This window comes from Rhodococcus wratislaviensis (genome assembly GCF_900455735.1).
Lineage (GTDB): Bacteria > Actinomycetota > Actinomycetes > Mycobacteriales > Mycobacteriaceae > Rhodococcus_F > Rhodococcus_F wratislaviensis.
This window is the reverse complement of record NZ_UAUI01000028.1, coordinates 189,147-207,667: the sequence shown is the minus strand read 5'-3', so window position 1 is coordinate 207,667 and position 18,521 is coordinate 189,147. Positions and strand designations below refer to the sequence as shown.

The following is an 18,521-nucleotide window of genomic DNA, read 5'->3' as shown; positions in this document are numbered from 1 at the left end:
TTCGCCGGATCGGACTACTGTCGACGTGTGACCGCCAGGGACGCCAACGGCCTCTATCCCGCGACCGAACCACACGCTGACGGCAGGATCGACGTCGGCGACGGACACCTCATCCACTGGGAACAGTGCGGAAATCCCGTCGGCAAACCGGCAGTGGTGCTGCACGGCGGCCCCGGCTCCGGGTGCACTCCGGGAATGCGGCGGTACTTCGATCCCGAGCTGTACCGCGTCATCCTCTTCGATCAACGCGGCTGCGGCCGAAGCACTCCTCACGCGAGCGATCCGCGCGTCGACCTCTCCACCAACACCACCGACCACCTCGTCTCGGACATCGAACGCCTGCGTGCGGAACTCGGCATCGATCGATGGCTCGTCCTCGGCTGGTCGTGGGGTTCGACTCTCGGTCTGGCCTACGCCCAGGCGCATCCAGGCCGTGTGTCCGAACTGGTACTCGGTCTGGTCGTGACCACCACCGCTCGCGAAGTCGAATGGGTCACGCGCGATGTGGGACGGTTCTTCCCCGCCGAGTGGGCCCGATTCCGGGACGGAGTTCCGGTCGCGCAGCAAACAGGCAGCCTCGCCGAGGCGTACAACGACCTCCTCGAGGATCCCGATCCCTCCGTGCGATACGAGGCAGCACGGAAGTGGTGCGAGTGGGAAGACCGGCATGTCCACGTCACCGCCGACCCCCGCGGCAATCCGCGGTACGAGGATCCCCGGTTCCGGGCCTGCTTCGCACGCCTCGTCACCCATTACTGGCGGCACACGGCGTGGCGAGGCGACAGCGAGATCCTCGACCGCATGCACCGAATCGCGGAGATTCCCGGCGCGCTCGTCCACGGGCGTCTCGACCTGAGCGGACCCCCGGACATCGCCTGGACACTCGCGCAGGCCTGGCCCGCTGCAGCGCTCGACGTCGTCGACGGCGCCGGACATGCTGCGGGTCATCCGGGGATCGCCGAGCGTATGACGTCCGCGACGGCACGGTTCGCGGAGCCGGAACGGGAACTCCCTCGACCGCACTGGTGAGCGTCAGATCGGGGCTTGCGACAATGTCGCTCATGTCGAACAGAAACAACATCTCGTCCGGTTCCGAGTGGGAGGCCAAGATCGGCTATTCCCGTGCCGTGCGCATGGGTCAGCTCGTGTCCGTGTCGGGCACCACGGCGTCGGGTCCCGACGGCCCCGTCGGCGGAAACGATCTCGGTGAACAGACCCGGGAGGCGCTGCGCCGGATCGAGGCAGCACTCACGGAGGCCGGCGCGAGCGCGACCGATGTGATCCGCACCCGCATGTATCTCACCGACATGAGCCGGTGGGAAGAGGCCGGCATCGCGCACGGCGAGGTCTTCGGCGAGATTCGTCCCGCCACCACGATCCTCGAGGTCAGCGCGCTGATCGCCCCAGCCCTGCTCATCGAGATCGAGGCCGACGCCGTCATCGGCGACTGACCGACGCGGGGAGGCGGCACCTCACCCACGTACACCTGTCCGCCTCCCCACACATCAACCAGTTGTTCCGCGACCATCGACACGTCAGCAGCCACCGGGGCGACTCCCAGATTTAGAGCGCTTCGAGTACCAGGGCTCGTTCGGGGCACACCATGACGGCCTCCTCGGCCGCCCCGACGTGCTCGTCCAGCTCCAGTGACTCAGGAGGGTCACCGGATACCCGGCATCATCACAGTCGATGCCCCCAGGGGAACGGCCGTAACAGAGGCCGTGTCCCGCATACACCGATCGATCCACGACGAGGCGACGCGTCCCGTGGTTCGGTTCCGGGTCACGGACAGTCATGACCGTCACTCTTCGCCTGTGACCATCGGCGGAGGATTGTTCCCATCCTCCGGGAACATCATCGCCACACGAGACAATGTGCCGCCGTCGGTCGTCGGCAACGTCACACCGGAGATATACGCCGACTCATCCGACACCAGGAACAATGCAGCCCGTGCGTTATCCGTCAATGAGGGTGGACGATTCAGCTTCAGCGGAATCGGTGACACCTCAGGATCCCACGGACCAGCCACTTCCTCGTAGGACCGACCCACCACCGGCGCACCCGCCGGCGCCAGGAAGTTCGGCGACATTCCATGTGTCGGGGCAATCGCATTGACGCGGATCCCATACTTGCCGAGATCCAGACTCAAACCCCGGACCATTCCGTTCACACCGGCCTTCGTAGCCGAGTACGCCGCGATGCTGTGGTACGCCACGAACGACGCAGCCGACGATGTCGCCAGGATGGCACCACCCCCATTCGCCCGCAGCGCCGGCACCGCAGCCTTCGCGGTGTAGAACACACCCGACAGGTTCACACCGATCACGTCCTGCCAGTCCGCATCCGTCAGATCTTGGAAATCGACCTGCTCACCACCGGCCACTGACGGCACACCACCACGAGAGACGATCCCCGCATTAGCCCATGCGATATCGAGCTTGCCGAACGCCGCAACTGTCGCCGCCACCGCGTCGATCACCTGCCGCTCCACCCGCACATCCGCGGTGACCGCGACTGCCGAACCACCCTGCTTCTCGACCAACTCGACTGTGCCCTTCGCACGCTCCGGATCGATGTCGACCACCGCGATCTTCGCGCCCTCCGACGCGAACAACAGTGACGCCTCACGCCCCAGCCCAGACCCGGCACCGGTGATCAGCGCGACCTTACCTTCGAGTTTCATAGACGCTCCTCAGTTCGAAAATTCAACAGCTCGGAAGATATTGGACGACAGAAACTCTCGAGCCCGCGCTGTCGTCGGACCGCGGTCACATATTGGTGAATTGGAACGTCAATCAGTGTTGCCCTCGGAGTTCTCCCCTCGTTCTCATCTAGTACGCGATGAAAAGGATCTCGTCGCGCGAGTAGTCCATTCCCGGATGCGACTCGGTCAGGTGCATCCGAGTCTTCGCCACCAGATCGTCTTCGTCCGTGCCGGTGATCGCAGTTCCACACGGGCATGTCAGTCTCGTTTTCGTTCTCAAATCAGTCGGCCTTTCCATGTCACCACTCGCCACACCGTGCACCGCAGCGGGTTCACCGCTCCCACCGGCAGCCGTGCCGTTCTCGCACACGAGGTCGCACCTCACTCCACTGCGGTCGGAAAGAGCCGGACTCAGGTGAGTTCTGCGGTCTTCTCGACGGTCGCAGGCGTTACGTCCACGACTCGATTCGTTCGGGGTACCAACGACACCAGCACTGCCGCAGCCACTCCGGCCACCGCGAATGAGTAGTAGGCCCAGCACGATCCCAGAGCTGAACTCATGATCAGGCCGGTGAGAATGGGCCCGCAAACGCCGCCCAACCGCCCAAGCCCGACCGCCAGCCCGAGCGCCGTCCCGCGCGCCGCTGCCGGGTAGTAGACGCCGACGAATCCGTAGACACCGGTCGTGGATGAGGCGCAGAAACCGATCAGCAGAACCAATCCGAATACGAGCGCCTGCGCCGGCTGCAGGGTCAGCGCGGAGACTGCGAGTGCACCACCGATGAAGCTCACTGAAATCACCGGGCGCGATCCCAGCCGATCCGCCAGACCCGTGATGACTACTATGCCGAACCCGCTGCCGAGGTTGAATGCGAGCAGGAACACCAACGCGGATCCGAGGTCGTAGCCGGAAGCCCTCAGCATCTGCGGAATCCAAGTGTTCATCCCGTAGGAGACGAGGAGGCCGAAGAAGGTGCTGAGCGGGAACATGATCGTCGCGATCCGATAACCGGGCGCGAAGAGCAGCCTCACTCCCGACTTCGCCTCGGTAGTAGCGCCTCTCGACTGCTCGAGGGCAATTCCCGACTCGGCGGCGGCATCGATCGAGTAACGCTGCGCCAGCGTGCGGGCCTCATCGTGCCGACCCTTGCCGGTCAGGAATGCGATCGATTCGGGCAGATCCCGATAGGCAGTCACAAACAACACGAGGCCGAGCAGGCCACCCGCGGCGAACATCGATTTCCATCCGAAAGCGGGAATCATGAAGATGGCAGCAACGGCGACCAGACACCCGCCGATCGGGAAGCCAGTCTGAATGACCCCGTTGTAGAACTGTCGTCGGTCGACCTTGACGTATTCCTGGGTGAGCGTAATGAGGGTGGGGAGAGCTCCGCCGAAACCGAGTCCGGCAAGCAACCGGAAGAGACCGAAGGCCTCAACGTTCGGCGCACTAGCGCACAACGCGGTGAACAGGCTGAAGCTCACTATGCAGGCGAGTACGACGGGTCGCCGGCCGGATGAGGTCGGTGATGTAGGCGGCCGGCATGGCACCCGTCATCATGCCGAACAGTGACAGACTTCCGATCAATCCCGCTGTCGCGGTGTTGATTCCTCACTGTTTGATCTCCAACAACGTTGGCAGAACTGCGCCGAACATGATGAGGTCGACACCATCGAGGATCGTGATGGCCAAGCAGGTGAGGACCACGGATCGGGGCATGAACGTGGGCACGAATTTCCTGCGTGAGCACATGCCGTCGGATTGCCGGATTCACTACGCGATCCTCGACACCGGCGGTCGCTCACCCAATGTCGTCCAGGCCACCGCCGAGGCCTACTACCTGGTGCGGTCGCCCGACGTGGCCGGCATGCGCGAGCTGTTCGCCCGCGTGACGAAGATCGCCGAGGGCGCCGCCCTGATGACCGAGACCGCGGTCGAGATCGAGATCGACGGCGGATGCTCGGACATCCTGCCCAACACGGTCCTCGAGGATTCGATGCAGGAGCGGCTCCGCATCCTCGGGCCGGTCCCTTTCGACGACACCGACCTCGAGTCCGCGGCAGCGTTCGTCACCGGGGCCGTAACGGGACGCACGGCGAGCACTCTCGGCGGTGAATTCGAGGGCGACGGAAGCGCGCTGCACACGGGGATCGTCACGTTCGACGCACGCACTCCGCGGCCGACGATGACCGGATCCAGCGACCTCGGCGACGTCAGCTGGGTGACACCGCTCGTGCAGTGCGCCACGGCGTGCGTCAGCGCCGGCACGGCCGCCCACTCGTGGCAGATGGTCGCCCAGGGCAAGCTTCCCGCCGCGCACAAGGGGATGATCCATGCCGCCAAGATCATGGCCACGACCGCCGCGGACCTCCTCACGGACACCGAGTTGCTGGCCTCGGCGCGCAAGGAGTTCACGGCGCGCACCTCCGAGACCCCTTACGATTCACCACTTCCCGACGGGGTCGTCGCCCCGCCTCTTCGCGACGCCGTCGCCGCGCAGTGATCGTCTGTCACCCACCCCGAGGAAGGAACCCGCACATGACTCTCGCCACCTCCGCAGGCGACACCACCGACTCGCGCACGGGAGCGCTGAAGGACACGGCGGCACAAGTGCTCCGGAACCACGAGGACGAACTGCTCGGACTGAGCCATCGCATTCACGGCACACCCGAGATCGCGTTCGAGGAGCATCAGGCCGCCGCGCTCGTCGGGGACGCCCTCCGAAGAGCAGGCTTCGACACGACCGTCGGCGTCTACGGACTCGACACGGCCGTCGAGGCGATCTACGGGAGCGGCGACCTCACCGTCGCGATCTGCGCCGAGTACGACGCGCTGCCCGAGGTCGGGCACGCGTGCGGGCACAACATGATCGCGGCCGCCGGGGTCGGCGCCGCCCTCGCTCTCGCGGCGGTCGCCGACGAGGCCGGTCTCCGGGTCAAACTGCTGGGCACCCCCGCCGAGGAGCACGGCGGCGGCAAGATTCCCATGCTCGAGGCAGGGGCGTGGGACGACGCGGCGTTGTCTCTGATGGTGCATGGCGCGTCGGGAACGGACATGCCTTGTGCCTCACTGTGGATGCAGGCGGTCGACCGGTTCGAGGTCACGTTCACCGGTCGCGCCGCGCACGCCGCCGGCGCACCCGAGCACGGAATCAACGCCGGTGCCGCCGCGACGATCGCGCTGAACGCCATCGGGCTGGTCCGCCAGCAGTTCCGGGCGAAAACACGCGTCAACGCGTTCGTCTCGCACGGCGGTGAGGTCACCAACATCATCCCGGCCAGGACCGTCGTACAGGTCGAGGTGCGGGCGCCGGAAATCGAGGAGTGGCGCGAAGTGAAGACCCGTGTGCTCGCCTGCTTCGAAGCGGGAGCCCTCGCCACGGGATGCGAGTGGACGTACACGACGACGGAACCGCCGTACGCACCGATGATCCAGAACCCGCTGCTCGCGGACATCTGGGACCGGAACCTGCAGGCCACCGGTCGCGAACTGACGTCCGCCTCACTGGGCGGAGGGTCCAGCGACATGGGGAACGTGTCCCAGGTCGTGCCGTCGATCCATCCCACGGTCGCCGTGCTCGGAAGCACCGCCATTCCACACAACTCCGACTTCGCCGACGCCGCAGCAAGTCCCGCCGCCGACGCCGCGGTCCTGGACGGTGCGACGGCCCTGGCGTGGACGGTCCTCGACATCGCGCTGGACGCCGAGGTCCGCGGTGAACTGCTGCGTCTGCAGGCGGAACGGCCGAAGGGGTCCACCCGGATCGCGACCTGGGCGTGAGTGCCTACGTTTCACTGACGGACCTCTTCTCCCTCGGCATCGCGATCCCCTGTCACCACGGCGCCGAGCGCGGGTGCCCCGACACGATCCGTAAATCGGCCCTCGGAGAAAGCGCCGAGGGCCGAGAACTCTACGGCGCAACCGGGTAGTGGCTGGTGACGGCAACCCGGTTCCAGGCGTTCATCACCGTCGCGAGCCAGCTGATCGCGGACACCTGCGCGTCGGTGAGGGAGCCGTCATCCCAGGTCCGCCGTTCCGGAACAGCGAGCGCGGTGACCTGCTCGGCGAGGGCGAGCGCCGCCCGCTCCTGGTCGCTGAAGTACTGCGCCTCCCACCACGCCGCGACGACCGCGAGTCGATCCGTCGTCTCCCCCTTCGCCAGGGCGTCACGGGTGTGCAGGCGAAGGCAGAAGGCGCAGCCGTTGAGCTGGGAGACGCGGATCTTCACCAACTCCACCAGGAGCGGGCCCACCCCCGCCGCTTCCAGGGCAGCTTTCACTTCGGCATCCATCTTCATCAGGCTCTGGTATACGGACGGGTGCTGCTTGCCGATATTCACGCTGGTCATAATGGTCCTTCTGTGTAGATTGCCGAATGGTCGTGGGATCAGGGCGCCCACGCCGATAGTGCTGAAACGAGAATTGCCTGAAGATCGCACGGTGCCTGCCAGTCACGCAGACCACGCCGACCCCATGATGCGCTCCACCATGCTGATGCTGCGGAAGCCGGGAACGAAGTGCTCCAGCACATCGGCGTTGACCGTCCCGTAGGTGGTGTCCGGGCGATGGCCGAGCCCGTCGACGAAGGCACGCAGAAACTCGTTCTTGAAGTCACCCCGCGGATGGGCGGCGGTGATCTCCTCCACCTGGTCCGGGGCCAGCCCGTCCAGACCCAGCCCGACCACATCGGTGAGGACACCGAAATTCGTGGAAGCGACCTCGTCGCCCATCCGGCCGGGAATCCCAGGCGTGGTGTGCAGCGCGATCGCCGTCCAGACCACCTCCGCGGCGGCGTCGGAGAAACCGCGATCGAGCAGGAACTTGCGGGCGTGATCGGCCCCGTCGAGCTCGAACCGCTGCTCGATTTCCGAGAAGGGTGTGAGCAGGCCTGTGTCGTGGAACAGGGCAGAGATGTAGAGCAGCTCAGGGTCCGGCTGCAGGCCGCGCTCGCGGGCCGCGAGCGTGCCGAAGAGGAACACCCGCCGCGAGTGATGAAAGATCAGCGGGTTCGTCGTCTCCCTGATGAAACGAGTGGCCTCGGCTGCCGCCCGCGTCTCGGGAATCTCTACTCCTGCGATGATCTCGGTCATGGTCCTGCACTTTCCGGTGTCGATGTTGTAGAACGGACGGTGTGTCCGTCCCTCCACGGTGCCCTCCCTCGACCCTCCGGCGCCGCCTCCGTCCGGCCATGAAGCACCCGAATCCGGACAGGCGGTGAGCGTGCACACGAGCCCCCACCCGCATCGGGTCGCGATCCTCGTCTACGACGGGGTGAAGCTTCTCGACGTCGCCGGCCCCGCCGAGGTGTTCGCGGAGGCCAATCGATGCGGCGCCGACTACCAGATCGTGTTGTTGTCACCGACCGGTGCCGACGTCGCGTCCTCGATCGGCATCACGATCTCCGTCGACGGCAACGCGGGATCGGAGCCCGCCCCCGACACCTTCCTCGTCGCAGGCGGCGACATCTACCCGCGCACCGCCATCGCCGGTGACCTCGTCGAGGCCACCGCCACCCTCGCGATGCGAGCCGCCCGGATCGGCTCCATCTGCACCGGAGCGTTCATCCTCGGCGCGGCCGGCCTCCTGGAGGGCAAACGCGCGACTACGCACTGGAAAGTCGCACACGAACTCGCCGCCCGGCACCCCACGACCCTCGTCTCACCCGACTCGATCTATGTTCGCGACGGCACCACGTACACATCCGCGGGCGTGAGCGCCGGCATCGACCTGGCGCTGGCGCTGGTCGAGGACGACCACGGCCCCGACCTGACCCGCGACGTCGCCCGCCGCCTGGTGGTCTACCTGCAGCGTGCGGGCGGACAATCGCAGTTCTCGGCCCCACTCCAGGGCCCACCGCCGCGCACTCCAGCCCTCCGCCGAATAGTGGATCTTGTGACGGCGGACCCCGCCGGGAACCACTCGCTCGCCGAACTCGCCCGACATCTCAATGTGAGCCCTCGACACCTCACGCGACTCTTCCGAACCGAGCTGTCCACCACACCAGCCCGGTACGTCGAGCTGGTCCGATTCGACCTGGCAAAGGCCCTCCTCGACCAGGGACACAACGCGACGCAGGCAGCATCACTCGCCGGATTCCCCAGCTACGAGAGCCTACGAAGAGTCTTCGTGCGGGAGCTGTCGATGTCGCCTACGGTCTACCAACGCCGCTTCGGCACTGCGCACCGCGCCGACGCGGGATAGCCCGAGACACGTGACTTTTCGTCACAGTCGGCCAATTGATCGGCTCGGCACACGTCCTCTTCGGTGAACGCGCGATCGGCTTCCTCGACGTTCTCCCGGTTCATGGCCCTGGGCGATGATCCCCTCCCGCCAGGGGGCGCCGACATCCACTCCGGCAGGTGGTCACTGATCTCGCAGGTCCGCGGGTCACCAAAACCCTTCTGTGGCTTGGGGGCTGTTTGGTGTCGATTTCACCACCCCTGCAACGGAAGTGAGGACCGAGCGAGCGCACTCCACCATAACGAAGCACACCCCGGTCGCGGCCACCGGGCCATCCGACGGGTTGCCGTCGATCATCGCCTGTCTCACCCACCGCCCAACGCTCACCCACGTCGACTGGACACGCCCAACAGGTCCGCCGCACCGAGATCGCAGACGATCCCGACGCGGACCAACTGGTCTGACCCTATGTTCCGGTCGAGTAAGTTCCGTTCGCGTGGTCGCTGATCGGTCCCCTCTACGGGTGGCCGATCGCCCACCGGTTCACCGCCTTGATCCCCTATCCCCGGAACCGGTCAGGGAACACGCTATCGGTGTTACCTTGACCCTTGTGTGTGGCGGTCGGCAATCTTCGCGGCGGCGCTCGGCGCTGCTTCTCGTCACCGTGCTCGCGACGATCGGTGCGGTGCTGACGGCCCTGCAGGCCAGCCACACCAACGCGGCGGGCGCGGTACACGAGGCGCTCCCGGCTCTCTTCGGTGCCGAAGCGGATCCGAACACTTCCACGTCCGCCACCGCCGACACGGTCTACCGGGGAACGGACCCGCCGGTGCATCTGCAGCTGACCTTGACCGCGTTCGCCGGAGCGTTGGCGGTGCTGGTGAGCGCGCTCGCACGGCGCCGCACCCCGGTGCGCGGCGCCGACTGCGGGCTGCCGTCCTGGCCGGTCCGCGCCCGGGCACCGTCCTCGACTTCGGCGGTGTCCCCGATGCCCGTGCGACGAAGCTCCTGTGTGCTGCGGGTGTGACAGGCCAGGCCTCGGCCGCCGCCGTACCGTCAGATCCATCACCTCTCCCACCCTCTCGTGACCGCCACCGGAATGTGCGCCGCACGCGTGTCATTCCCGCCCCGGCCGTGCCGCGTGGCCCGATAATCGTTCCAGCACCGGTTGATTCATTGCCGGTGGACCGTCGAATGAGGTGCCGTAATGCAATCCAAGACTGTTCTCAAACTCACCGGCGCCACCCTGGCCGCGGGGGTAATGCTGGCCGGGGTGATGTTCCCGATCGCCGCCGGACTCGGGTACGCATCCAACCGCGCCGCCGACAGCGTCGGTAATTCCTCGGCCGAATTGGCCGACGGGGTGGTGCCGGCGGTGACGACCATGACCGACGTCACCGGGAACCCGATCGCCTGGCTGTACGACCAGCGCCGTTTCGAGGTGCCCAGCGACCAGATCTCCAACGACATGAAACTGGCGATTCTCTCCATCGAGGACAGGCGGTTCGGCGAACATCAGGGGGTGGACTGGCAGGGCACGATGCGGGCGTTCTTCACCAACACCACCAGGGGTCAGATCGAACAGGGTGCCTCGACCATCAATCAGCAGTATGTGAAGAACTACCTGCTGCACGTGGTCGCCAAGACCGACGCCGAACGCCGTGCCGCGATCGAGACCACGCCCGTCCGCAAGATCCGGGAGATCCGGATGGCAATGACCCTCGATCAGGAACTCTCCAAAGAGGAAATTCTCACCCGGTATCTGAACCTGGTGCCGTTCGGCAACGGTTCCTTCGGGGTGCAGGACGCCGCCCGCACGTACTTCGGCATCGACGCCAAGGACCTGAACCTCGCGCAGTCGGCGATGCTCGCGGGCATGGTGCAGTCCAGCTCCGCACTCAACCCGTACACCAACCCAGAGGGGGTGTTCGAGCGCCGCAATGTCGTCCTGGACACCCTGATCGTCAATGTTCCGGACCGGGCCGCCGAGATCCGCGCCCTGAAGGAATCGCCGCTCGGAGTGCTTCCGAAACCGAACAACCTGCCCCGCGGATGCATCGCCGCCGGCGACCGCGGGTTCTTCTGCGACTACGCGTTGCAGTACCTCCAGACCGCCGGATTGTCTCGGGAGCAGATCGAAAAGGGCGGCTACCTGATCCGCACCACCCTCGATCCGGCCGTGCAGGGATCGGTGAAGTCGGCGGTGTCCACCCACGCCGACCCGAAACTCCCTGACATCGCGAGTGTGATGAACGTCGTCCAGCCCGGGCAGGACCAACATCGGGTCCTGGCCATGGCGGGCAGCCGCAACTACGGCCTGGACGCGGCCGCCGCCGAGACGGTTCAGGAGTTGCCCTATTCACTGTCCGGGCACGGCGCCGGATCGGTATTCAAGGTCTTCACCACCGCAGCGGCCATGGAGAAGGGTCTGCGACTCAATACGATCCTCGACGTGCCCGGCCGGTTCGACGCCCGCGGGATGGGTGACGGCGGCGCCCCCGGTTGCCCGGCGGCGACCTACTGCGTTCAGAACGCCGCCCCGTATCCGCGAGCACTGTCGGTCACCGACGCCCTCGCCCAGTCACCGAATACCGCGTTCGTGAAACTTCTCCAGACCACCGGGGTGGATGCGACGGTGGACATGGCAGTGCGTCTCGGCATGCGGTCGTACAGCGAACCGGGCACCTCCGGGTTCGGAGACCAGAGCCTGGCCGACATGCAGAAGGACCAGAATCTGGGGTCGTTCACCCTCGGCCCGGTGTGGATCAACCCGCTCGAACTGTCGAATGTCGCCGCGACCCTGGCCTCACACGGCAAGTGGTGCCCACCGACCCCGATCGACTCGATCGTCGACCGCGAGGGCCGGCCGGTCCCTCTCACCCAGCAAGCCTGCGAGCAGGTCGTCGATCCCGGCCTGGCCGACACCCTGTCCAACGGGCTCAGCAAGGACGACCTGCCCGGTGGCACGGCGTCGGCCGCGGCCGCGGCCGCCGGGTGGAAGCTGCCGATGTCCGGCAAGACCGGGACCACCGAATCGCACATGTCGTCGGCATTCATCGGGTACACCAACAACCTGGCCGGCAGCGTCTACGTATTCGGGGACTCGCCGACCCCCGGCCAGATCTGCACCAGCCCGCTGCGCTCGTGTGGGGACGGCAACCTGTTCGGCGGCACCGAGCCGGCCCGCACCTGGTTCACGGCGATGATGCCGATCGCGAACAACTTCGGCCCCACCACCCTGCCTCCGATCGACCCGCGCTACGCCCGCTGACCGGACGACGGGCGTGCCCACCCGTAGGCATATCCGTCGGAAGTACGAGCTGCTGTGACGATCGCGACGATACAGTCCTCCTCGCAGTCGAGCACTACGAAGTCGAGGACCTCGCACCAGAACCGCGCCAGCACCTCAGGGTCGCGGCAACCGAGCACGAGTTCACTGAGTACTCATGCAACGACGGTAAGCCTTCGAGTCGACTCGAAGGTCAAGCGCGGAGGGCGAGAAATTTGTGATCAACGGCGTCCGACCAGTAGCCGAATCAGGGACCGGTCACCGACCCTCATTCGGTATACCGGTATGCCGGTGTGCGTCCCGCAATCGCGCCAAGGGTGGACTCCTCGGCAGTATGTTTGAGACATGAAGGCCTTACTCGCCCTTCCTTTGCTGCTCCTCGCACTCGTCGTCACGGGCTGCTCCGACGAGGACAACACACCATCGACGGACGGTAACACCAACGGCACCGAGATCGAGGTCGGCGGCGGCGACGCACTGCAGTGGGGCGATGGCGGGTACGGAGTCGTTCTGGCCCACGGTGCCGTCTTCGACGCTGCCAGCTGGGAGAGGCAGGCCGCGGCGATCGCCGACCAGGGTGCCACTGTGATCGCAGTCGAGGACATCGCGCCGGAGTCGATCGCCGCCGCCGTAGCGAAGCTCCAGAACGACGGGCACGCCGACGTCGCGCTGGTGGGCGGAAGTGCGGGCGCCGATGCGATCGTGCAACTGGCCTCGCAGCAGCCCGACCTTTCCGACCAGCTGGTTCTGCTCTCCCCCAACCGGGTTGTCGACGGCCTCGGCGGGGAGCCCAAGCTGTTCATCGCGAGCGAGGACGAGCCCGTCGCCAACGTGTCGCAGCAACTCGCCGACAGCTCACCGGGCGATGACAATGTGGTGATCCTTCTGCCTGGTTCCGCCCACGGACAGAACATCTTCGCCGGTGAGAACGCTGACGCGGCATTGGATGCGATCCTTCAGCGGCTGGCCAACTGAGGACCTTCCTTCCGGGCAGCGGCCACGAATCACGCGGAGCGAAAGCACATTCCGCACCGAGCTCGATGATCCGCTACTTCGCCGACATGCGTCGCGCTCGTTCCGTCTTCGACTATGCCTACGCGTAACCATTTCGAGAGTGAGCCGTAGCTGACGGTCGCAGGCCTGAGCGCGGTCCGGGCGTCACCCACGTCCGTTTCGGCCTTCGCTGCACCGACACAACGGGAGAACGCTCTTTCAGAACTCGGCTGCACAGAGACCTCGAGTCTCCCCCTGCATTGATGGGCCGCAGTAATGATCTGCCCAACTATCTCTACTCACCGGAGAAACAATACGTCCCACAGAAGTATTCAAGGATCCACGCGCGGCGGCAGAATTCATCCCACCGTTGGTTCGGCAACGGGGCACCCCATGAACAATCATGGACGGCATGGCGAATACGAGCACCCAACCAGGCGACACCGTCCGAGAGTCATACTCGGCCAGATCCCAGGAGTACGCGAATCTCTTTGGCTCCATGACGTCGACACACCCAACCGATCGGGCCCTGGTGAGCAGCTGGGCCGCCACCCTGACAGGTCCCGTGCTCGACGCTGGGTGCGGCCCGGGGCAGTGGACAGACTTCTTGGCCGAGTGCGGACCAGCCGTGAGCGGGATCGATCTGGTGCCTGAGTTCGTTGAACGAGCTCGAATGGAGTATCCAGGCCTTTCCTTCGAAGTCGGCGGCTTCGAGGCATTGGACACCACGACAGAATCACTGGGTGGTGTGCTTTCCTGGTACTCGCTCATTCACCACAGTCCGCAGGACATCCAGACTCCGCTCGCCGAGTTCGCGCGCGTGATTCGGCCGGGTGGAGGGTTATTGGTGGGCTTCTTCGAAGCAGCAACCGTAGGGACATTCGACCATGCCGTAACCACTGCCTATCGATGGCCTGTTGCCGAACTCAGCCAGAAATTGGTCACGGCCGGCTTCGAGGTGATCGAGACGCATACGCGAACGGGGATCGGCCACAGGCCTCACGGCGCAATCACCGCACGCCGGCAAACTAGACCGCTAGCCGATCGGCCTTCGGGACGGGCCACCGACTGCTGCCCACACGACCGATGAATTCCGCGTCGCCGCGCAGTCTGTATGTAATGAATGCCCCTTCCGCTCCTGCGGGAGGCACGAAGATTCGGTGAAGGAGCGTGCACATCATGGACCGGGAGAACGTGAGCGCCACCCTGACTGTCGCCGTGCCCGCTACCAGGGTGTTCGCCGTGCTGGCCGACCCGACAACCCATTCTGTGATCGACGGCACCGGCTGGGTGCAGCAAGCCGCCGACCGGTCGCCGCTGACCGAGGTTGGGCAGATCTTCCGGATGGACATGTATCACCCAAACCATCCACACGGCGAATATCAGGTGGCCAACCAGGTCCAGGTGCTCGACCCACCTCGCGCCATCGGCTGGCTGACCGGGCAGGAGAATGACGACGGTCACCTGGAGTTCGGCGGCTGGATCTGGCGTTACGACCTGGTGCCGCTTGGTCCGTCCGAGACCGAGGTCACGCTCACCTACGACTGGTCGGCGGTGCCGCAGTTCATCCGGGAATACCTCCAGTTCCCGCCGTTCGGTCCTGAGCATCTCACCAACTCGCTGCACCACCTGGCCGAGTTTGCCACAGCGACGTCTCGGGCTCGGACTCCCGACGGCTAGGCATCTGCCGGTCGGCCCCGACGCGGAGAGCGAGAAAATGCACGCCGGTTTCCGGCGTGGAGGACAGCGCCCCAACCTTGATCGCCATCGAGTGATCCTACGGTTGGGCGAACCGCTCGAGCAGCCATGAATCGATGCCGCTGAGCGCCGTCCTGGCCATTGCCGTGGGGTGGCCCGTGAACCCGTGGGGCGACTCGGGATAGATCCGGAGTTCGCCGTCATTGCCGACGGCGGAGAGCCGACCTGCCATCGCGAGGTTGTCTTCCAACAGCACGTCTGTGCTCCCGACGACCAGCAGCGCCGGGGGAAGGCCGTGGAGGTCACCGTAGATGGGAGAAATGTCGGGAGCGGTGCGATCTTCCACGTGGCCGACGTAGGCCTGGAGAAAATATTCGTCTGCGATCCGACGTCCGGCCGGAGTCTGCGCGCTCAAGTCATAGGTGCCGAATTGGAGTGCGGCGCCGGTGAACCCCTCGACGTCGCCGCTGTCCCTCAGTCGGAGCAGGGTTGCCAGAGCGAGTGTCGCTCCCGCCGATCGCCCCCCGATCGCCAGTCGGGAGGATCCGAAGTGGTCATCAGCGTGTTCAACGAGCCAGAGCGCCGCCGCCTCGCAGTCGTCGGGTGCGGCCGGCCACGGGTGCTCGGGCGCCAGCCGGTAGTCGACGCTGACGACGGCGATATGGAGAGTGTCTGCGAGCCTGCGGTTACGCCCGTCGTCTCGCGCTGCGGAGTCCATGTAGAAGCCGCCCCCGTGTATGTCCAGGTAGACGCCCCGCGCTCGGCCCTCTGTGGGAGTGAAAATCCTCACCGGGACACGCACTCCCGCGGCTTCGACCATCTTTTCAATCGCCGGTGGATCGGCGGGAGAAGTAGCGGACCGCCTCGCCCGCGTTTCCCTCAACTCCTCGGGAGAGCTGGGGCCACGGCCGGCTGCCCGCGAGTTGTAGAAACTCCGAGCTTCATCGACCTGGTCCGCAGGCACGTCAGCCAATAAATCGTCCAGCGCGAACCGCACGCGCCCTCCTCACACTCGGGGATCTCATCACGACCCTATTGCCGCGTCGCGCTCGGCACCGTTCAACCCGCCTGGGTTTTGCGCGGTCCCTCGGCACGCGCAGAACGGCGCTATGGCGTTACACCGGACAACCGCTCAGCAGCAGAGCTGTCGCCGGTCACATTAACCACTTCCCAACGGTTTTCCCTGTTCGCGATCCTGTCGAGATGGTATCTGTGCGGATGGCTGCAAGAGTTCGTCACGGGTACCGGGCATGCCGCTGTGACCCCGTTCGGAGGATTTGACTGCCAGAACCTGGTTGATCCCGAGTCGATTACCCGCAAAAGCCAACGCCGCGCCGGCCATGTACAGCCGCCATACCCGTGCCCGACCGGCGCTGCTGTACGCCACCGCCTCGTCCCAGTTCGCCTCGAGGTTCCCCACCCAGGCCCGCAGAGTCAACGCGTAGTGCTCGCGCAGCGACTCGACGTCGCGCACCTCGAAACCGGCCCCTTCGAGCGCCTCGATCATCGGCGCGATCGGTTCGATTTCTCCGTCGGGGAAAACATAGCGATCTATGAAGGACGTCTTGGAGAACGTGGCATCGGATTTGCCTGGTCGCCGCGAGATCGCGTGGTTGAGCAACCGCCCCCGCGGGCGTAGCAACGCGAACAGGTCCGCGGCATAGGTCGACAGCATCGCGGCACCGACGTGCTCGGCCATGCCGATGCTCGAAATCGCATCGTAGGGACCGTCGGCGACGTCGCGGTAGTCCTGAACCCGGATCTGCACCAAGTCCCCCACGCCCGCGTCGACCATCCGTTTGCCGGCGTACTTCGCCTGCTCGTGGGACAGGGTGACACCGACGACGTGCACGCCGTACTCCCGGGCCGCATGCAACGCGAAGGTCCCCCACCCGCAGCCGACGTCGAGTACCCGCATCCCCGCGGTCAGGCCGAGCTTGCGCGCAACCAGATCGCATTTGGCGTACTGGGCCGCATCCAGATCCTCGCTCTGCTGCACCCAGTACGCGCATGAGTAGGTCATCGACTCACCGAGCACGAGCCGGTAGAAGTCGTTGCCGACGTCGTAGTGGTGACTGATCGCGGCGGCGTCACGACCCTTGTCATGCCGGTGCCCGCGCGCGAGTTTCATCTCCTCCGCCGGCGGCTTCGGTGGCAGACCGATGATCCCCAGACGCAGCGCCGCTGTCACCAGCGCCTTCTTCGTTTGTCTGTCTATCCGTACACCGGGACCCCTACTCGGGTCCGACATCTGCTCCAACACATCCAGTCCAGCAAGCAGGTCGCCCTCGATGTCGATATCGCCGGAGACGTAGGCCCGAGCGAAACCGAGGTCGTTGGGCGCCCACAGTAACCGCCGAAGACCACGCCGATTGACGATGTGCACCTGCCACGGCGCATCCGAAGGCCCACTGCGACTACCGTCCCAACACCTGATCCCTACCGGGACCTGCGCACCCAGCACGGCACGAACCAGCGGCGCCACCGTGTCAGAGACCGTCATACACACCTCCATCAGAGTGTGGGTCCGCACCACCGCGGCTGTTCAGTTCACCGCGCTCGTCGTGACCCACAGGCCTGTCAACCCGCACCAGACGTCCTGCAAACCAACCTCGTCGACCATATCGACGGAACCCCCATCGCCGCACACCATCACACCAATTCCCGCTCGGCGTCACCCCTGCTTCTCGACGCCGACTCGCCGTCGTCGAATGGGCTCGACTCACGCCGTTTGTCGTTCCTTCGGCACCAGCAGGGCAAGCAGCGCGATTGCCAGGCCGCCGCCGACGAGGTACAGCCCCCAACGGCCGCTGAGCACGTTGTCGTAGTTGTCGCGGACGAAGTCACCGACGCGGTCATGGAGCCGCCACAGGAACACCGCAGTGGTACCGACCCCCACGATCACGCCCAGCCACCCGGCCGCGCGTGAACCCACCAGGGCGGCGACCAGCAGCAGAATCGCAGCCAGCAGCAGCAGCGCCGTCGCCGACTTGTAGAACACCACGGACTGATACTCGACCTGCTCGAAGGTGAACCCGGTGGGGAAACCGTCGCGCAGATCGATCAGCGCGACATCGCTCGGCTGTATTTCGCCGACGATCGGAAAGAAGGCGCCGACCGCGACCGCGATGGCGCACGCGAACAGGACCAGATGCACGAAGGTGCGCATGGGCGTTCTCCTCTGTCGGGTGACGAGGTGCTCGCGCCCACAGTATCCCCGTGCAGCTGCTCGCTCTGCCCGAACACGATCGCGCCGCCGACTCCGAGCGAACGGATCAGGCGCCATCGGCTCCGGCGTTACGATTGCGTCGAAGAGTCCGTCCGAGAGCCAGGGGTACCCATGTCGGATCTGGATCAGGCGTTTGCCGACGCACAGGAGAACATCAAGAAGCTCACCTCGAGGCCGGCCAACGATGAACTGCTGCGGCTGTACGCGCTGTACAAGCAGGGGTCGAAGGGTGACGTCGAGGGCAAGCGGCCCGGTCGGCTCGACATGGTCAACCGCGCCAAGTACGACGCCTGGGCCAAGTTGACAGGTACGAGCAGCGCCGACGCCAAGCAGGGCTACGTCGACCTGGTAGCCCGGCTCACGCAGGGAACCAGTTCGGCTGGATGAACGATCCCGCGTGATCCAGCGGTCGCCCCGGCGTGGACCTG

General features: G+C 65.7%; 18 protein-coding genes and 2 pseudogenes. 11 read left to right on the top strand and 9 right to left on the bottom strand.

The genetic code is table 11. From position 1 onward, the window contains the following. Positions 1-27: 27 nt before the first annotated feature. Both pip and DTA22_RS34460 read left to right on the top strand, forming a co-directional pair. On the top strand, positions 28-1,029 hold the full coding sequence (gene pip / locus DTA22_RS34465; RefSeq protein ID WP_112302382.1) for a prolyl aminopeptidase: 1,002 nt from the start codon (positions 28-30) through the stop codon (positions 1,027-1,029). A gap of 23 nt (positions 1,030-1,052) precedes the next feature. After that, on the top strand, positions 1,053-1,451 hold the full coding sequence (locus DTA22_RS34460; RefSeq protein ID WP_112302381.1) for a RidA family protein: 399 nt from the start codon (positions 1,053-1,055) through the stop codon (positions 1,449-1,451). Positions 1,452-1,563: 112 nt separating this feature from the next. On the opposite strand, the pseudogene DTA22_RS36990 reads toward DTA22_RS34460, so the two are convergent. From DTA22_RS36990 to DTA22_RS34440, 3 genes and pseudogenes are all read right to left on the bottom strand, one after another. Continuing rightward, positions 1,564-1,796 (bottom strand): annotated as a pseudogene (locus DTA22_RS36990) (ferredoxin). A 5-nt stretch (positions 1,797-1,801) separates the two neighbouring features. Further along, positions 1,802-2,683, bottom strand: coding sequence for an SDR family NAD(P)-dependent oxidoreductase (locus DTA22_RS34450; RefSeq protein WP_112302380.1), 882 nt, complete (start codon positions 2,681-2,683; stop codon positions 1,802-1,804). Between the two features lie 432 nt (positions 2,684-3,115). After that, on the bottom strand, positions 3,116-4,189 hold the full coding sequence (locus DTA22_RS34440; RefSeq protein ID WP_235214425.1) for an MFS transporter: 1,074 nt from the start codon (positions 4,187-4,189) through the stop codon (positions 3,116-3,118). Between the two features lie 233 nt (positions 4,190-4,422). On the opposite strand from DTA22_RS34440, the gene DTA22_RS34435 reads away from it, so the two are divergent. Next, positions 4,423-5,208: a zinc-binding metallopeptidase family protein gene (locus DTA22_RS34435; protein WP_245973273.1), complete on the top strand. Its 786-nt coding sequence runs from the start codon at positions 4,423-4,425 to the stop codon at positions 5,206-5,208. 35 nt (positions 5,209-5,243) lie between these two features. Continuing rightward, entirely contained in the window at positions 5,244-6,485 is a 1,242-nt protein-coding gene (locus DTA22_RS34430; RefSeq protein WP_112302379.1) for an amidohydrolase, read from the top strand. A 130-nt stretch (positions 6,486-6,615) separates the two neighbouring features. On the opposite strand, the gene DTA22_RS34425 is transcribed toward DTA22_RS34430, so the two are convergent. Together DTA22_RS34425 and DTA22_RS34420 are read right to left on the bottom strand one after the other, a co-directional pair. Further along, entirely contained in the window at positions 6,616-7,053 is a 438-nt protein-coding gene (locus tag DTA22_RS34425; RefSeq protein WP_037237628.1) for a carboxymuconolactone decarboxylase family protein, read from the bottom strand. A 102-nt stretch (positions 7,054-7,155) separates the two neighbouring features. Further along, positions 7,156-7,794 (bottom strand): HD domain-containing protein, encoded by a 639-nt coding sequence (locus tag DTA22_RS34420; RefSeq protein WP_112302423.1) that lies wholly within the window; start codon positions 7,792-7,794, stop codon positions 7,156-7,158. Between the two features lie 124 nt (positions 7,795-7,918). On the opposite strand from DTA22_RS34420, the gene DTA22_RS34415 reads away from it, so the two are divergent. The 3 genes from DTA22_RS34415 (at position 7,919) to DTA22_RS34405 (ending at position 12,155) form a co-directional block, all read left to right on the top strand. Beyond that, complete coding sequence (locus DTA22_RS34415; protein WP_409372746.1) at positions 7,919-8,905, top strand: GlxA family transcriptional regulator; 987 nt, start codon at positions 7,919-7,921, stop codon at positions 8,903-8,905. 580 nt (positions 8,906-9,485) lie between these two features. Further along, the gene (locus tag DTA22_RS34410) at positions 9,486-9,911 is read left to right on the top strand and encodes a hypothetical protein (protein WP_146777814.1); all 426 of its coding nucleotides are present in this window, start codon (positions 9,486-9,488) and stop codon (positions 9,909-9,911) included. Positions 9,912-10,091: 180 nt separating this feature from the next. Continuing rightward, positions 10,092-12,155 carry a transglycosylase domain-containing protein gene (locus DTA22_RS34405; protein ID WP_112302376.1) on the top strand — a complete coding sequence of 688 codons (2,064 nt, stop codon included), beginning with the start codon at positions 10,092-10,094 and terminating at the stop codon, positions 12,153-12,155. 68 nt (positions 12,156-12,223) lie between these two features. On the opposite strand, the pseudogene DTA22_RS36985 reads toward DTA22_RS34405, so the two are convergent. Further along, a pseudogene (locus tag DTA22_RS36985) lies at positions 12,224-12,313 on the bottom strand (VOC family protein); the annotation flags it as partial. 205 nt (positions 12,314-12,518) lie between these two features. On the opposite strand from DTA22_RS36985, the gene DTA22_RS36405 reads away from it, so the two are divergent. The 3 genes from DTA22_RS36405 (at position 12,519) to DTA22_RS34390 (ending at position 14,846) form a co-directional block, all read left to right on the top strand. Further along, complete coding sequence (locus DTA22_RS36405) at positions 12,519-13,148, top strand: alpha/beta hydrolase (RefSeq protein ID WP_174233906.1); 630 nt, start codon at positions 12,519-12,521, stop codon at positions 13,146-13,148. Positions 13,149-13,578: 430 nt separating this feature from the next. Continuing rightward, a complete protein-coding gene (locus DTA22_RS34395; RefSeq protein WP_112302422.1) occupies positions 13,579-14,256 on the top strand; it encodes a class I SAM-dependent methyltransferase in 678 nt (225 codons plus the stop codon). Positions 14,257-14,345: 89 nt separating this feature from the next. After that, positions 14,346-14,846, top strand: coding sequence for an SRPBCC family protein (locus tag DTA22_RS34390; protein ID WP_174233905.1), 501 nt, complete (start codon positions 14,346-14,348; stop codon positions 14,844-14,846). 97 nt (positions 14,847-14,943) lie between these two features. Here the strand turns inward: DTA22_RS34390 and DTA22_RS34385 are convergent, their stop codons facing one another. The 3 genes from DTA22_RS34385 to DTA22_RS34375 form a co-directional block, all read right to left on the bottom strand. Then, positions 14,944-15,861: an alpha/beta hydrolase gene (locus DTA22_RS34385; RefSeq protein ID WP_112302374.1), complete on the bottom strand. Its 918-nt coding sequence runs from the start codon at positions 15,859-15,861 to the stop codon at positions 14,944-14,946. 162 nt (positions 15,862-16,023) lie between these two features. Continuing rightward, complete coding sequence (locus DTA22_RS34380) at positions 16,024-17,367, bottom strand: SAM-dependent methyltransferase (protein ID WP_037237643.1); 1,344 nt, start codon at positions 17,365-17,367, stop codon at positions 16,024-16,026. 219 nt (positions 17,368-17,586) lie between these two features. Beyond that, positions 17,587-18,033 carry a hypothetical protein gene (locus DTA22_RS34375; RefSeq protein ID WP_112302373.1) on the bottom strand — a complete coding sequence of 149 codons (447 nt, stop codon included), beginning with the start codon at positions 18,031-18,033 and terminating at the stop codon, positions 17,587-17,589. Positions 18,034-18,204: 171 nt separating this feature from the next. Here DTA22_RS34375 and DTA22_RS34370 point away from each other — a divergent pair, with 171 nt between their 5' ends. Continuing rightward, positions 18,205-18,480 carry an acyl-CoA-binding protein gene (locus DTA22_RS34370; protein ID WP_112302372.1) on the top strand — a complete coding sequence of 92 codons (276 nt, stop codon included), beginning with the start codon at positions 18,205-18,207 and terminating at the stop codon, positions 18,478-18,480. The last annotated feature ends 41 nt before the right edge of the window (positions 18,481-18,521 follow it).

Bases quoted from the DNA above. Each gene is read 5' to 3' on its own strand.
- DTA22_RS34460 (WP_112302381.1), top strand. From the start codon at position 1,053: ATGTCGCTCATGTCGAACAGAAACAACATCTCGTCCGGTTCCGAGTGG.
- DTA22_RS34390 (WP_174233905.1), top strand. From the start codon at position 14,346: ATGGACCGGGAGAACGTGAGCGCCACCCTGACTGTCGCCGTGCCCGCT.
- DTA22_RS34435 (WP_245973273.1), top strand. From the start codon at position 4,423: ATGAACGTGGGCACGAATTTCCTGCGTGAGCACATGCCGTCGGATTGC.
- DTA22_RS36405 (WP_174233906.1), top strand. From the start codon at position 12,519: ATGAAGGCCTTACTCGCCCTTCCTTTGCTGCTCCTCGCACTCGTCGTC.
- DTA22_RS34370 (WP_112302372.1), top strand. From the start codon at position 18,205: ATGTCGGATCTGGATCAGGCGTTTGCCGACGCACAGGAGAACATCAAG.
- DTA22_RS34380 (WP_037237643.1), bottom strand. From the start codon at position 17,367: ATGACGGTCTCTGACACGGTGGCGCCGCTGGTTCGTGCCGTGCTGGGT.
- DTA22_RS34450 (WP_112302380.1), bottom strand. From the start codon at position 2,683: ATGAAACTCGAAGGTAAGGTCGCGCTGATCACCGGTGCCGGGTCTGGG.
- DTA22_RS34420 (WP_112302423.1), bottom strand. From the start codon at position 7,794: ATGACCGAGATCATCGCAGGAGTAGAGATTCCCGAGACGCGGGCGGCA.
- DTA22_RS34375 (WP_112302373.1), bottom strand. From the start codon at position 18,033: ATGCGCACCTTCGTGCATCTGGTCCTGTTCGCGTGCGCCATCGCGGTC.
- DTA22_RS34405 (WP_112302376.1), top strand. From the start codon at position 10,092: ATGCAATCCAAGACTGTTCTCAAACTCACCGGCGCCACCCTGGCCGCG.
- DTA22_RS34425 (WP_037237628.1), bottom strand. From the start codon at position 7,053: ATGACCAGCGTGAATATCGGCAAGCAGCACCCGTCCGTATACCAGAGC.
- DTA22_RS34395 (WP_112302422.1), top strand. From the start codon at position 13,579: ATGGCGAATACGAGCACCCAACCAGGCGACACCGTCCGAGAGTCATAC.
- DTA22_RS34430 (WP_112302379.1), top strand. From the start codon at position 5,244: ATGACTCTCGCCACCTCCGCAGGCGACACCACCGACTCGCGCACGGGA.